This is a genomic window from Aquirufa sp. HETE-40SA (assembly GCF_054558635.1).
The window spans coordinates 267892-281758 of record NZ_JBPXKN010000003.1 but is presented as its reverse complement, the minus strand read 5'-3'; the positions used below and the strand labels follow the sequence as shown (position 1 = coordinate 281758).

Sequence of the window (13867 nt, the reverse complement as noted above, 5' to 3'; positions counted from 1 at the left end):
TAAAAAAAGGGGCATTTCTGCCCCCTTCTTCTAATAACTCAATCCATGCCCAAACGCAAACAAACCATAACCCGGACCTTCCATATAGCCCGGAACATCTGATTTATTTGCCTCTACCGCCGCCTGATTCACAGGAGTCGTAAATGGCATTTTCCCCGTCGGTTTATAAGCACCCGTCACGATGTCAAGTAGTGCTTCTTGGGTAGTTCCAAAGGTCGCTATGATAGAGGTTGCCTTTCCCTTATCAATCTCTTCAATCACCCATGGATTCGTGTAGTTGATGGCTAGGATCGTCGGTTTGGCATTCAATACCTCATTCACGTGATTCACATCGATGCGATTCTTAGACAGATTTAAGTCGATTTTTGAACCCTGCGAGCTGAATAAGCCCCCTGAAGTAGGAACTAGCCACAATAAAACGACATCTGCCTCTTCCTTCGTGGATACGAATTCTAAACCAGGAAAATTTGGTTTCGAAACCTTAATCGCTTCTCCTCCAGCGTTGCGACCTGATTGGAAATATGTCTCGAAATATACTTTCGTTTTCTTCGCTAGAGGTAAACGCTTATCGTCGTTGCGCAATAAAACGATCGATTTGCGTAAGGCTAAATCGGCTGCCGCCACTGCCTCCTTATTACCCACTGTCTTCACCGCTTCCTCCACATTCACATATGGATTCTCGAAAAGACCTAAGTCGAATTTCTCCTTCAATAATTTCGCCACCGATTGGTTGATGCGCTCTTCTGAAACCAATCCAGTCTTTACCACTTCGATCAAAGTCGTAGGATCCGCCGCACCAGAGAAGATATCCACTCCAGCATTCAAGGCTTTTTTATAGCGCTCTGGAATGCTGATGTTTTCCACACCCCAAGGCATCATTTCGATAGGGCCAGTATCGGAGTTAATGATCCCGTGGAAGCCTAACTTGCCTTGTAATAAATCACCGATCATCGCCTTGTTATACGAGAATCCCACCTCCTCGAATTCCTTTCCTTTAGGAGCAGAATAGTAGGGCATAATCGCGGAAGTTCCTGCCGCGATGGCCGCCTTGAATGGCTTTACATGGAAGTCAAACATACCCCCAGGGTAATGCGCAAACTTACCCCAATCGAAGTGTGAATCTTGTCCATCCACTTGAGGGCCACCTCCTGGGAAGTGTTTGGTAGTCATCGCCACAGAGGTGTTAGAAAGTTTATTTCCTTGGAAACCTAAGACGATCTCAGTAATCATCTTCGAAGCTAAATCCGCATCCTCCCCAAACGTTCCTTCCACCCGACCCCAGCGTGGTTCAGTCGCTAAATCGGCCATATACATATAGCCTTTACGAAGACCTACGGCACGCCATTCTGCTGAAGCCGTTTCGGCAAACTTGCGTGTTAATGTAAAGTCGCGCATCGCTGCTAAACCTAATTCTCCTGGCCACTTAGAAAAGGCGGTAAGGCCCACACTAAGTCCCACAGACGCATCTGTTGTTACGTGATTACGCGGATTTGAAGCGACGATTGCCGGGATTCCTAAACGCGTTGATTCACAAAGCTCTTGTAAGTTATTCGACCATTTGGCCATAATTTCAGGCGACGCATTGGCCCGTAAAATGAAATGGCGCAAGTGATATTGCTTTACGCCTTTTGTGGTTCCCGCTGCAGACATATTAGGTGCACCTAAAGGCTTGCGGGTAAACATATTTGTCGTTTGGACTAAATCTTCTTCATTAAATCCTTCCGTAATCGTGGGTCTTGGTCCGCCACCCTGAACTCCATTTGCAAACACTTGATCCCCACCCATGCGCGTCGTACTGATGAGCATGAAGCCGAGTTTTTCTTCTAAAGTCATTTGGGAAACTAGATCTTTTATCCGCGCGTCCACCGGTAAGCGCCAATCTTCGTATTTATCCAGTTTATTGTTCTTATTGAGATCTTTAAAGGATAATTTTCCTACGCGTAGGGTAGGGGTTTTCATCGCGACAATAACGGGTTGTGTTTGAGCGAATAAGGAGCCAGAGGCAAAAAGCAAGGCAAGAAGCACACGAGATTTCATAGGATTTTTCTTTCTTTGTATGGTAAAGCAATTCTGCAACCAATTCTAATCATATGAAAGACCCGAATGTAGACGAATTCATACAAAGTGCCGACAAGTGGTCTGCAGAAATGGCCTTTTTGCGCCGCATTTTACTCGACTGTTTGATGGTAGAAACCTATAAGTGGAAGACGCCGGTATATATGGTTGGTTCGAAAAACCTCATTGCCATTTCCAGCCTTAAAGACCATTGTGCCTTGAATTTTTTCAACGGAGCCTTGTTGCAAAATGAAGATGGGCTACTTATAAAACCCGGAGAGCATACGCAATTAGGTCGCTGGATGAAGTTCAGTTCGGTGGAACAGATTTTGGCCAAAGAAGACCTCATCAAAGCCTACATCCTAGAAGCTATCGAGGTAGAGAAACTGGGTTTGAAAATGGAGAAGCCCGCAGAAATCCCTCATCCAGAAGAGTTAAAAGCTGTTTTTAGCAAAAAGCCCGCGTTAAAAACGGCCTTCGACAAACTCACCCCGGGCCGCCAGCGCGCCTATCTTCGCTTTTTTTCAGATGGTAAACAATCTGAAACGCGGACCTTGCGCATTGAGAAAAACGAGAAATACATCTTAAAAGGGATTGGAATAACGGATTGCATTTGTGGCCTAACGAAGCGAAAACCTAGTTGCGATGGATCGCATAGAGCCATAGAGAATTTCAAGCGATGACGCAAAGAAGTCATAGAAAAGGCGTTTGTTAAGACCAATTTAACCCTCAAATTTGCCCCATGAATTTTGGAGAACAATTAAAGGAAATCCGTACCACAAAAGGATTCACTCAAATCGAATTATCGGAAAAAAGTGGCGTCGCTTTGCGGACTGTTCAACGCATGGAACGCAACGAGGGCAAACCAAGTTTGTATTCGATGAATGCGATTAGCGAAGTACTTGGTGTGAATTTGACCTTGCTGTATGCTCCGGATGATGAAACCGAAAAACGAAATATCATGGAAAGTACAGATCAACAATTGTGGGCGATTGCGAGAAGCCGTGCCAAATTCAAAAGGAGCCTTGGCTCTTATTCTATCGTCATCCCTTTTCTGTGGGTTATTTGGTTTTTAACCTCACATGATAGAGATATTAATCGCATACCATGGCCTATCTGGCCTATGTTGGGCTGGGGTATAGGATTGGCCATTCAATACCTGAAAGCCTATGTTATTGTCGCCGATTCATTAGAACAGCAAGAATACGATAAGCTGAAGGCAAATCTTAATACAAATAAGGAATAAGCCCCTTAACCTTCTTTTGATATGCTTGGTATTCTTTACCAAAAATCGCTACTAGTTTCCGTTCCTCTAAACGGGATCCAATTAGGATATAGCTATACGAAATCAGGAGAACAAGCAACATTTTTTGGGTCGGTACCAGCAAAAATAGGCCCAGAATCAAGATAACAGTAGCAAAATAAAGGGGATGTCTCACGTATTGATACATCCCAGAAAGCACTAATTCGGGCTTCTTTTCCTGTTTAATTCCTAAGAATTCTGCTCTGTCAAAAGCTTTGAATGCAAGATACAACAGAACTAGCCCGGCGGTAATTAAAACGTATCCAATTGGGCTTAGCCAAATAAGCGATAGTAAATAAGGATCTGGAAGGAAAACGCTTAGGTACAAAAGGGGAATTAAACCTGCGATGGCAATAAAATTATAAACGATTCTATAGTAAGAAAATAGGGCAGAAAATCCTTTTTCAACGGTTAATTTTACCGCATTAGAGGCTAGAAAACTATGGATAAAAAAATACATTATCCAGGCAAAACCTAAGAAGACGATTTCCATGTTGATTTTTGATTAGGAACAAATCTACTGTAAATTAGTTGAAAATATAACCTATGCCTTTATTAAAAGCTACCCCCATTCTAGCCTATTTAGATCGCAATGAAACGGTCGCTTTTTATCAAAATCTAGGCTTTGAAAGTAATGCCAAATGGGATGGCTATTTGATGTTCTCTCGGGATGAAATCAACATTCATTTATGGTGCTGCGATGATGAAAGTATCCCTAAAAATACGGGATGTTACGTCTACGTGGATGAGATTGACGCATTATACAAAGAATGCGAGGTGCTCGGAATTGTGCATCCGAATGGAAAACTTGAAACGAAGGCCTGGGGCATGCGCCAATTCAGTATCCTAGACAATAGCGGAAACATCATTCATTTCGGTCAGGATATGAATAGCTAACTATTTTTCTAACTTATGTTTCTAAACCGATGTAACATGAAAAAAATAGCGATCCTTTTGCTGGGATTCAGCCTATCCCTTGCTGCGCAGATACCTGCTGGAAAGAAAGTGATTTCTTCTCTGTATGTGTATGATTTGGCCTCTGAAAAATCGGAATTAATTCTCACCGAGAAGCGGCATTTCGAGGCACCGAACTGGTCTACTGACGGCAAGTTTCTACTCATCAACTCCTACGGTAAACTTGAAAAAATCTCTCCTAAAGGTGAAAAATTAGGGGAGTTACCGACGGGTTCTGTCAGGAAGGCGAACAACGATCACGGCTATTCTTTTGATGGGAAAACCTTATTTATTTCGAGTGGTAAACCTGAAATTAAAGGAGGATCTTCCTTCATTTACAAAGTAGGAGCTGAAGGCGGAGAGCCGGTTCAGCTGACTCCTTTAACCCCTTCCTACTGGCATGGTATTTCACCTGATGGCAAAACCATGGTGTATTGTGCGGTGAGAAATGGCAACTACGACGTTTACGCCATGTCCTCGAATGGTGGCGAAGAAATTCGGTTGACTACGACGGAAGGATTAGACGATGGTCCGGAATATTCTCCAGATGGGAAATACATTTACATCAATTCGTACCGATCTGGGATGATGCAGATTTGGCGGATGAAACCGGATGGATCTGAGCCAGAGCAGATGACTTTCGACGCCCATTCTAACTGGTTTGCACATATCGCTCCTAATAATCAAGTGGCAACGATTATTAGCTATATGGAGGACCAAAAGCAGTCCCACCCTTTTGGCCATCAAGTCAAATTGCGCCTATTGAATTTAAAAACGAGGGAAGTTAAGGATTTGACGGAGGCATTTTATGGGGGTCAAGGAACGATTAATGTGCCCTCCTGGAGTCCAGATGGCAAGAAATTTGCCTATGTGCGGTATGCCTTGGAAGATTTGTAAAAAGGAAGTAAATTCACAAAAAACCTAGATAAATATGAACAAAGATAGTCAAGCTTCCAGACGGAAGTTCTTACAACAAATTGGGGCCACTAGCCTCGTGGCAGCCTCTTCGCCATTCGCCTCTTTAGGCGCTCAACAAAAAGCAGAGGAACGCATTTTAACGTATGAAAAACGCATCTCGGTGGGCGAAAAAATTCGCTTAGGAGTGATTGGTTTTGGGGTACAGGGTCACTTTGACTTAGCCTCAGCGCTTAAAGTGCCTGGCGTAGAATTAGCCGGAATCTGTGATTTATATACAGGCCGCATCGAAAACGCGAAAGAATTATATGGTAAGGATTTATATACGACCCGTAATTACAAGGAATTATTAGACCGTTCGGACATCGACGCGGTGATCATCGCAACACACGATGTGTGGCACGCCCGGATTACCATCGATGCTTTGGCAAAAGGTAAACACGTCTACATCGAAAAACCGATGGTCTATAAAATAGACGAGGGTCCTAAGGTCATAGCAGCCCAAAAGAAATACGGCAAAGTTCTACAAGTAGGATCTCAGCGCGTGAGCAGCATCGGCTTAGCGAAAGCAAAAGATATGTTAGCGGCGGGAGAGATCGGAAAGCTAAACATGGTGAATGCGGTCTATGATCGCCAAAGCTCCATCGGCGCTTGGCAGTATACCATCCCTAAAGATGCAGATGCTTCGACTTGCGATTGGAATCGTTTCATTGAGGCAACCGCAAAAATGGAATTCGACGCGAAGAAATTCTTTTGGTGGCGTGCCTTTAAAGAAGTAGGAACTGGTGTAGCGGGCGATCTATTCATCCACTTGCTGTCAGGAACGCACTTTATGACAAATTCGAAAGGTCCAGAAACGATCTTCTCGACAGGTCAATTCAGTCATTGGAATGATGGCCGTAACTTACCAGATGTTATGTCTGGTGTGATGCAATACGGTAATACGGCGGAGCACCCTGCTTTCCAATTAACACTCCAAGTGAATTTTGTTAGTGGAACAGGTGGGCAAGAAGTGATTCGTTTGATCGGCTCAGAAGGGGTGATGGATGTGAAAGGAAATACGATTTCAGTGAAGCACAGCATTATGCCAGAAGCTCCGGGCTTTGGCGGATATGACTCGGTCTTTACCCTTCCTAAAAGTATGCAAGATGAAATGACCCGCGAATACAATGCGAAATGGACAGAAGCTCAACGCGCTCGCCCAATTAAAGAGGACGTTGTATTTAAAGCTCCTCCAGGATACAACGAGCACGTAGATCACTTTACAAACTTCTTTGATGCGATTCGCAACGGCACTTCGGTGGTGGAAGATGCTACTTTTGGCTTTAGAGCTGCGGCACCAGCCTTAGCTTGTAATGAAAGTTACTTCCAGAAGAAGATCATTCAATGGGATCCAGTGAATATGAAATTGAAGTAATAAAAAAAGCCGGTCCTGAATGGGACCGGCTTTTTTATTAATTAAAACCTGATGACTATTTAAAAGTTACATCAAAGCGGTCAAGGTTCATCACCTTTGTCCAAGCCGCTACGAAATCCTTCACAAATTTTGTTTGCGAATCTTTCGTTGCATAGACTTCAGCAAGTGCACGAAGCTCTGAGTTCGAACCAAAGATCAAGTCAGCACGTGTCGCAGTCGCAACCGCAGCCCCTGTCTTTGAATCCGTTCCTGCGAACTCTTCTTTCGTTGCGTTCGCTGGCTTCCAAGTCGTTCCCATCTCTAATAAGTTCACGAAGAAATCATTCGTTAACGCATCCTTTTTAGTCGTGAAAATACCGTGCTTTGAACCATTGTAATTCGTGTTCAAGGCACGCATACCACCTGTTAATACCGTCATTTCTGGCGCTGTCAAGGTTAATAATTGCGCTTTATCTACGAACAATTCTTCTGTCGATAAGGTGTATTGTGTTTTCAAGTAGTTACGGAAACCATCCGCCATCGGCTCTAATAAGCCTACGGAAGCTACGTCTGTCTGCTCTTGTGTTGCATCCATACGACCTGGGATAAAGGATACAGTAGTCTTAACACCAGCATTTGCCGCTGCTTTTTCTACCGCTGCAGAACCACCTAGGACGATTAAGTCAGCAACGGATACTTTTTTCTTACCAGCTGTAGCGTTGAATTCTTTTTGAATTTTCTCTAATACAGCTAATACTTTCTCTAGTTGCTTTGGATTATTTACCTCCCAATTACGTTGTGGCATCAAACGAATACGCGCTCCGTTTGCACCTCCACGGCGATCTGAGTGACGGTATGTAGAAGCCGAAGCCCAAGCTGTCGAAACTAATTCGCTGATCGATAAACCAGAGTTCAATAACTTCACTTTTAAAGCTGCGATATCCGCTGCGTTAATCACTTCATGATTCAATGCAGGAATGGGATCTTGCCAAACCAATTGCTCCTTCGGAACCTCTGGTCCTAAATAAGTAGAGCTAGGACCCATGTCGCGGTGCGTTAATTTGAACCAAGCTTTGGCAAAAGCCTTCGCATATACTTCTGGGTTATCTAAGAAGTTACGAGAGATTTTCTCATACGCTGGATCTACGCGCAAAGCGATATCCGTCGTTAACATGGTAGGCTTGTGGAAGGTATTCTTGTCAAACGCATCTGGAATAATGTTTGCGCTGTTTTTCGCAATCCATTGGTTAGCGCCTGCTGGGCTTTTCTCTAAAGACCACTCGTTGTTGAACAATAAATGCAAGTATCCGATACCCCATTGTGTAGGAGTAGACGTCCACGTTACTTCTAAACCAGACGTGATTGCATCTTTTCCTTTACCTGATTTGTAGGTGCTCTCCCATCCCATTCCTTGCTTCTCAATGCTAGCTGCTTCAGGATCTGCACCCACGTTTGTCGCAGGACCTGCACCGTGTGTTTTACCGAATGTGTGACCCCCTGCGATTAACGCCACAGTTTCTTCATCATTCATACCCATACGACCAAACGTCTCACGGATATCTTTCGCTGATGCTGCCGGATCTGGCACACCATTAGGTCCTTCTGGGTTCACATAAATTAAGCCCATTTGAACCGCTGCTAAAGGATTCTCTAATTTGCGGCCTTCTGAATAACGGTTTTTGTCGTCTAACCATTTCTTCTCAGATCCCCAATATACGTTCGCTTCTGGCTCCCATACGTCTGTACGACCACCTGCGAAACCAAATGTCTTGAAGCCCATTTGCTCTAGAGATACGTTTCCTGTCAAGACCATTAAGTCTGCCCAAGAGATTTTATCACCATATTTTTGCTTGATTGGCCATAACAAACGACGCGCCTTGTCTAGGTTCGTGTTATCCGGCCAAGAATTCAATGGAGAGAAGCGTTGCTGACCCGCGCGAGAACCGCCACGGCCATCGCCTGTACGATACGTACCTGCACTGTGCCAAGCCATACGAATGAATAATGGACCATAGTTACCGAAATCAGCTGGCCACCAATCTTGTGATTTAGTCAAGACCGCTGCGATGTCTTTTTTCAAGGCAAAGTAGTCTAGACTTTTAAATGCTTTGATGTAATTGAAGTCTGGGCCCATAGGGTTTGACTTCTCTGAGTTCTGGCGTAGCATACCTACGTTTAATTGACTAGGCCACCAATCTTTGTTAGTAGTTCCAGAGGCTTTCATGCCTGTGTGAGGATTGATTCCTGCGTGTGGATTAGTGCCACCTGCTGCATGCGGATTAGCTCCGTGAGGATTAGCAGCAGCTCCACCGTGTGGATTAGCGTAGTCTTGGGCAATGGTAGCAGTGGATGCTAACAAGCCGCAAAGGATAAGTAGTTTTTTCATGATTCTTGATTTTTAGTGGAGTGAAATTAGTGGTAAATAATTGATAGAGAAAACTGAAATTTTCTATATTTGGCATAGATAAAATCTATAACCGTGAATATACAGCAATTAGAATACATACTAGCCGTTGATCAATTTAAAAGCTTCTCAAAAGCAGCTGATTATTGTCATGTTACGCAGGCAACTTTAAGCGCGATGGTGAAAAAGCTGGAGGAACAGCTGGATATCGTGATTTTTGACCGAAAGGCGAATCCCATCGCTACGACAGAAAATGGTCGAGAAATTCTAATGCAGGCCCAGCAGGTGGTGGCGCATGCGAACGCACTATTATCTTCCTCCAAGGCGATAAATCAAAAAGTGGAGGGTCGAGTGAAAATGGGGGTGATCCCAACAATAGCCAGCTCCATGTTGCCTTTGATTATGAAGTATTTAGTGGAAAAGTACCCCTTGTTACACCTCGAAATCTATGAGGTGACGACGAATCAGTTGATCAAAGATTTGCGCAGTGGAAAGCTAGATGTAGGCATTTTGAGTACGCCAATCGCCTCTACCGAGGTGGAGACAGAGCTTTTATATGTGGAAGATTTATATCTGTATGGACATTTATCAACGGGGGAAAAAAAGCTTCAAAAATCTGACTTGAGTCAACAACGCATGTTTCTATTGCAGGAGGGGCATTGTCTTCGAGATCAAATCATTCAGCTATGTGACTTGAAAAAGCAAAAATCACTTCCACCTAATTTATCTGTGGAGTCTAATACATTTGATACTTTGTTGAATCTGGTGGACGAATTTAGTGGGTTTACCGTGTTACCTGCATTATATGTAGGCCAAATGAGTGAAGCCCGAAAATCGCATTTGATTGAATTGACGGATGGGGCATTAACCCGTGAAGTCAGTCTAGCCTATTACCGGCCCTATGCGAAATGGAATATATTGAACCGTTTAAAAGCGGAAATCTCCGCTAAAGTGAATGAAAGATTGAAATCAGAAGTTTTATTGTAAATTTCCAGACTATGGAAAATCAAATCATCCAACACATCGCAGAGCCAGCGCTATTGGAACAATTATACCGATCAAATCCGAGCGCATTTACCCGTGCTTTTCAAGTGGTTTATCCACAAATTTCATCTGAGCTTTCGGCGCAAATTTGGCAGCAGAGATTAGCTGTATCATCTACTTCGTGGGGTTCAAAAGGGGATTGGACTTTGCTCGCAATCATCGCTGCTATAGTCGCTTTTTTAATGCAATTGCCGGATCTATTTTCGATATCTCACGATCTGTATTTCCCCCGGAATATGTCTTTTATTGTGTTGCCAGGGATCGGAGCTTATTTTGCGTACAAACAGGGTTTAAGTTTACGCGATTTAGCCTGGCCTCTGTCTATTTTAGGGGCATCCATTGTCTACATTAATTTATTACCTGAGGGAAGTACGACCCTTTTATTGACTTGTTTGCATATTCCTATTTTACTTTGGTTAGTGGTCGGGTATATTTTTGCTGGAAATGATTCGGCGAAGCGGATGGAATTTTTGCGCTACCACGGGGATTTAGTTTTGATGACCGAAGTGATTGGACTAGCGGGGGGATTGTTTACGGGTTTAACGCTTAATTTATTTAAGCTGATTGACATCGATATCGAGGATTATTATTTCCGCTATTTGGTGCTTTCTATCTTACCCTCTGTTCCGCTTTTGGCTACCTTTTTAGTCCGCCAAAACGCCAGCCTAGTCAGTAAAATTTCTCCTGTCATCGCGCGCATTTTTACCCCTATCGTTACCATCACCCTAGCCTTATTTTTAGTGGCGGTTATATTCACCGGGAAGGATCCATATAATGACCGGGAATTCTTATTGGTATTTAACGGAATCTTGATAGGCGTGATGGCCTTGATTTTGTTCTCTTTAGGGGAGGCGACTAAAGTAAATGCGTCACGTGTACATCAGTATTTTTTATTCGCTTTGGCGCTGGTTGCGATCATCGATAATGGCATTGCTTTATCTGCGATAGGGTACCGCCTGGTCGAATTCGGTGTCACGCCTAACCGTTTAGTCGTTCTTGGTAGTAATGCCCTAATAATGGTGCATTTAATGCTGGCTACGAAAAATGTATGGGGTTTTTTAAAGGGTCAAACTACCATAGAAGATGTTGAAAAAGGAATCACTTCCTATTTGCCGATCTATGCGATTTGGGCTGCCATTGTTAGCTTTTTATTCCCACTTATTTTCCAATTTATGTAAAGATGAATAGGACTATTTTTCAACTTCTTTTAGGTCTAGGAATCCTGACAGGAATGGCCGCTATTGTTTGTACCGTTGCCGGAATTTCTGGAGCAGCCATTTGCTTGATGGCCAGTTTTGTGCTGCTCGCCTTGGGCTTTCAAGGCCATCCTATATTGAAGGGTTTTTCTTATACCCTGTTCATATTTGCCGCCTCCACTTATGCGCTTAATTATCCAGAAAATTTAGTGGCTTATCACGGATTCCCTTTAAAGAAATTGGTCACTCCCTTGTTAATTATTACCATGTTCGGAATGGGGATTCATATGAATTTGACGCGCTTTGTGGAGATCGCGAAATCACCTAAACCTATTCTAGCCGGAATTTTTTGTCATTACTTAATCATGCCCGGAATCGGTATGGCACTCGCGATGTCGACGGATCTACCACCTGAAATAGCGGCGGGAATTATCTTAGTGGGATGCTCGCCCAGTGGAGTTGCTTCGAATGTGATGGCCTATATTTCTAAAGGAAATTTAGCCCTTTCCGTGACAGTGACTGCGATCTCGACGCTTTTAGCCCCTTTAGTCACGCCCTTATTGATGAAGTTACTAGCGAATCAACTAGTTCCCATCGACTTTTGGGATATGTTTTGGCACATTATGGAGATCGTGATTTTCCCGGTGATTGCTGGATTAGTGTATAATCAATATTGCTATGGGAGACAGAAATGGTTGGATGAATTATTGCCTATTTTGTCGATGGCGCCCATCATTTTTATTGTTGCCTTGACCGTTTCAGCGGGGCACAATACCTTACTGAAGATGGGATGGTTGCTGATTTTAATTGTGTTAGTGCATAATTTATTAGGCTACTTTTTTGGTTATAAGATTAGCAAATGGATGGGAATTAATGAACAAGATTCCCGGACAATTGCCTTTGAGGTAGGACTGCAAAATGCGGGTTTAGCCTCTGGGATAGCCGCTAAAATGGGGTACATAGCCACGATGGGGTTAGTTCCTGGTATTTTTGGATCAATGCAAAATATTACCGCCTCGATTTTAGCGAATTGGTGGGGGAGAAATAAATAGTTTAAACGGATTAATGATATGAAAAAGTTAGTCTTCTTCTTTGTTTTGGCCTCATTTTTAGCCTCAGCCCAAACGAAACCTGCCGGGAAGTTAGACCCCGCAAAACCTGTATTAGTTTTAGAGACTTCCTGTGGGACATGTAATTTTGATATGCCAGGAAAGGAATGTTTCCTTGCCTTGAAATACGAAGGGAAAGCTTATGCGGTAGAAGGCACAGGTCTGGATGATCACGGGGATGCCCATGAGGAGAAAGGCTTTTGCATGGCCGTGCGTAAGGCCAAAGTGCAAGGCAGTCTACAGGGGGATAAATTCGTGGTGACTTATTTCGAGCTTTTAAAGCCCTAGGCCACAATATATCTCCGACCTATTCCGAATAAAATGGTGTTTGCAATAACGGCACATCCCACGATGATAATGGCCATTGTAAAAGGCGTTCCATCAAATAGTAAACCCACTAGAGTGGCACAAACCGCACCCCAGGCCATTTGAATAGATCCTAGCATCGCAGACGCTGTACCTGCTCCGCGGTGGAAGGGGCGCAAAGCCAGCGTCGCCACATTAGGGAAGTTGAATCCTTGGCAACCCATGATTAAGAATAAAAGCCCAATGTTTAGTTCCATTGTAAGCAAATCTAGCTTCGCTAGTAAAGACAATATAATTCCTAAGGTTAACTGCGTAGGCAGAGTTACTTTTAGGATTTGTAAGCTCGAATACTTCTTTAAAACCACCCGGTTCAATTGACTTGCGGAAATAATTCCCGAAGCAACGATGGCAAAAATGAATCCAAATTTAGACTCATCTACCCCATAGTAGGTTAAAAATGTCAAAGGTGCTCCTCCCACATACGTAAAGATACTGCCGGCTCCAATGGCACCTGTGAAGGCAAAAACCAAGTACTCCTTCTCTTTAAAAAGGGATCTATAGGCCTTTATAATCGTGGAAACACGGAATGGGCCTCCTTTTTCTCGATTTGTTTTCTCCGGTAACCAGAGTTTTATTAAGAAGATAATCAGCAATAAGATGCCCGCTAGGACTAAGAAGATGGCTTTCCAGCTCGCAATAGTTAGTAATAGACTGCCAAGCGAAGGGGCTAAAATAGGAGACACGCCCAGAATTAAAATCATCAAGGACATCACCTTAGGTCGATCCTTTTCCTCGAAGGTCTCACGAATGACGGCATTAGGCGCCACCATTCCTACACTTCCGCCTAATGCTTGGAATAGACGGAATACAATTAGCATTTCTACTGAAGTTGCGAAGGCACAGGCAATGGAGCTCAGCACATAAAGGGATAAACCGATATACAATACGTTTTTACGACCGAAATGATCTAGTAGTGGGCCACTCATCAATTGGCCTATACAGATCCCGAAAAAGAAGCTGGAAAGCGTATAGCCCATCTCCTCTTGAGAGCATTGCAAAACCGCAGCGATATTTTTAAAAGCGGGCAAATACATGTCGATGGACAAAGGTCCAATGGCTGACAAGATTCCAAGGATTAAGATAATTTTCGTGCGGTTCGCAGAAGTAGGCATTATAGAGGGGTAT

General features: G+C 43.5%; 13 protein-coding genes. 9 read left to right on the top strand and 4 right to left on the bottom strand.

All coding sequences use genetic code 11. The features are described from left to right. Positions 1-30 precede the first annotated feature (30 nt). Positions 31-2037 (bottom strand): glycoside hydrolase family 3 protein, encoded by a 2007-nt coding sequence (locus ACRZ9O_RS09245; RefSeq protein ID WP_459458494.1) that lies wholly within the window; start codon positions 2035-2037, stop codon positions 31-33. Positions 2038-2090: 53 nt separating this feature from the next. Here ACRZ9O_RS09245 and ACRZ9O_RS09240 point away from each other — a divergent pair, with 53 nt between their 5' ends. Both ACRZ9O_RS09240 and ACRZ9O_RS09235 read left to right on the top strand, forming a co-directional pair. After that, a complete protein-coding gene (locus tag ACRZ9O_RS09240) occupies positions 2091-2738 on the top strand; it encodes a DUF1801 domain-containing protein (protein WP_459458493.1) in 648 nt (215 codons plus the stop codon). A gap of 59 nt (positions 2739-2797) precedes the next feature. Then, a complete protein-coding gene (locus ACRZ9O_RS09235; RefSeq protein WP_459458491.1) occupies positions 2798-3301 on the top strand; it encodes a 2TM domain-containing protein in 504 nt (167 codons plus the stop codon). On the opposite strand, the gene ACRZ9O_RS09230 is transcribed toward ACRZ9O_RS09235, so the two are convergent. Then, on the bottom strand, positions 3282-3851 hold the full coding sequence (locus tag ACRZ9O_RS09230; RefSeq protein WP_459458489.1) for a methyltransferase family protein: 570 nt from the start codon (positions 3849-3851) through the stop codon (positions 3282-3284). The genes ACRZ9O_RS09235 and ACRZ9O_RS09230 overlap by 20 nt on opposite strands. Before the next feature lie 53 nt (positions 3852-3904). Between ACRZ9O_RS09230 and ACRZ9O_RS09225 the strand changes: the two genes are divergently transcribed. The 3 genes from ACRZ9O_RS09225 to ACRZ9O_RS09215 are packed head-to-tail and all read left to right on the top strand — an operon-like array spanning position 3905 to position 6644. Next, on the top strand, positions 3905-4255 hold the full coding sequence (locus ACRZ9O_RS09225) for a bleomycin resistance protein (protein WP_459458487.1): 351 nt from the start codon (positions 3905-3907) through the stop codon (positions 4253-4255). 36 nt (positions 4256-4291) lie between these two features. After that, a complete protein-coding gene (locus tag ACRZ9O_RS09220; RefSeq protein WP_459458485.1) occupies positions 4292-5209 on the top strand; it encodes a TolB family protein in 918 nt (305 codons plus the stop codon). A 34-nt stretch (positions 5210-5243) separates the two neighbouring features. After that, positions 5244-6644, top strand: coding sequence for a Gfo/Idh/MocA family protein (locus ACRZ9O_RS09215; RefSeq protein WP_459458483.1), 1401 nt, complete (start codon positions 5244-5246; stop codon positions 6642-6644). Between the two features lie 55 nt (positions 6645-6699). Here ACRZ9O_RS09215 and katG read toward each other — a convergent pair whose 3' ends face one another. Further along, positions 6700-8847, bottom strand: a complete 2148-nt coding sequence (gene katG, locus ACRZ9O_RS09210) for a catalase/peroxidase HPI (RefSeq protein WP_459458863.1) — start codon at positions 8845-8847, stop codon at positions 6700-6702. Between the two features lie 255 nt (positions 8848-9102). Here katG and ACRZ9O_RS09205 point away from each other — a divergent pair, with 255 nt between their 5' ends. Genes ACRZ9O_RS09205 through ACRZ9O_RS09190 form a run of 4 tightly spaced genes read left to right on the top strand, consistent with a single transcriptional unit; the run spans position 9103 to position 12664 of the window. After that, positions 9103-10014 (top strand): hydrogen peroxide-inducible genes activator, encoded by a 912-nt coding sequence (locus ACRZ9O_RS09205; protein ID WP_459458481.1) that lies wholly within the window; start codon positions 9103-9105, stop codon positions 10012-10014. A gap of 11 nt (positions 10015-10025) precedes the next feature. Beyond that, positions 10026-11249, top strand: a complete 1224-nt coding sequence (locus ACRZ9O_RS09200; RefSeq protein WP_459458479.1) for a hypothetical protein — start codon at positions 10026-10028, stop codon at positions 11247-11249. A 2-nt stretch (positions 11250-11251) separates the two neighbouring features. Beyond that, entirely contained in the window at positions 11252-12319 is a 1068-nt protein-coding gene (locus ACRZ9O_RS09195) for a bile acid:sodium symporter family protein (RefSeq protein ID WP_459458477.1), read from the top strand. 18 nt (positions 12320-12337) lie between these two features. Further along, positions 12338-12664 (top strand): DUF6370 family protein, encoded by a 327-nt coding sequence (locus ACRZ9O_RS09190; RefSeq protein WP_459458475.1) that lies wholly within the window; start codon positions 12338-12340, stop codon positions 12662-12664. On the opposite strand, the gene ACRZ9O_RS09185 is transcribed toward ACRZ9O_RS09190, so the two are convergent. After that, positions 12661-13854 (bottom strand): multidrug effflux MFS transporter, encoded by a 1194-nt coding sequence (locus ACRZ9O_RS09185; RefSeq protein WP_459458474.1) that lies wholly within the window; start codon positions 13852-13854, stop codon positions 12661-12663. The genes ACRZ9O_RS09190 and ACRZ9O_RS09185 overlap by 4 nt on opposite strands. Between the last annotated feature and the right edge of the window lie 13 nt (positions 13855-13867).

What these genes read in the sequence shown, in the direction of transcription:
- ACRZ9O_RS09245 (WP_459458494.1), bottom strand. Translation starts at nt 2,037, where the DNA reads ATGAAATCTCGTGTGCTTCTTGCCTTGCTTTTTGCCTCTGGCTCCTTA.
- ACRZ9O_RS09240 (WP_459458493.1), top strand. Translation starts at nt 2,091, where the DNA reads ATGAAAGACCCGAATGTAGACGAATTCATACAAAGTGCCGACAAGTGG.
- ACRZ9O_RS09235 (WP_459458491.1), top strand. Translation starts at nt 2,798, where the DNA reads ATGAATTTTGGAGAACAATTAAAGGAAATCCGTACCACAAAAGGATTC.
- ACRZ9O_RS09230 (WP_459458489.1), bottom strand. Translation starts at nt 3,851, where the DNA reads ATGGAAATCGTCTTCTTAGGTTTTGCCTGGATAATGTATTTTTTTATC.
- ACRZ9O_RS09225 (WP_459458487.1), top strand. Translation starts at nt 3,905, where the DNA reads ATGCCTTTATTAAAAGCTACCCCCATTCTAGCCTATTTAGATCGCAAT.
- ACRZ9O_RS09220 (WP_459458485.1), top strand. Translation starts at nt 4,292, where the DNA reads ATGAAAAAAATAGCGATCCTTTTGCTGGGATTCAGCCTATCCCTTGCT.
- ACRZ9O_RS09215 (WP_459458483.1), top strand. Translation starts at nt 5,244, where the DNA reads ATGAACAAAGATAGTCAAGCTTCCAGACGGAAGTTCTTACAACAAATT.
- katG (WP_459458863.1), bottom strand. Translation starts at nt 8,847, where the DNA reads ATGAAAGCCTCTGGAACTACTAACAAAGATTGGTGGCCTAGTCAATTA.
- ACRZ9O_RS09200 (WP_459458479.1), top strand. Translation starts at nt 10,026, where the DNA reads ATGGAAAATCAAATCATCCAACACATCGCAGAGCCAGCGCTATTGGAA.
- ACRZ9O_RS09195 (WP_459458477.1), top strand. Translation starts at nt 11,252, where the DNA reads ATGAATAGGACTATTTTTCAACTTCTTTTAGGTCTAGGAATCCTGACA.
- ACRZ9O_RS09190 (WP_459458475.1), top strand. Translation starts at nt 12,338, where the DNA reads ATGAAAAAGTTAGTCTTCTTCTTTGTTTTGGCCTCATTTTTAGCCTCA.
- ACRZ9O_RS09185 (WP_459458474.1), bottom strand. Translation starts at nt 13,854, where the DNA reads ATGCCTACTTCTGCGAACCGCACGAAAATTATCTTAATCCTTGGAATC.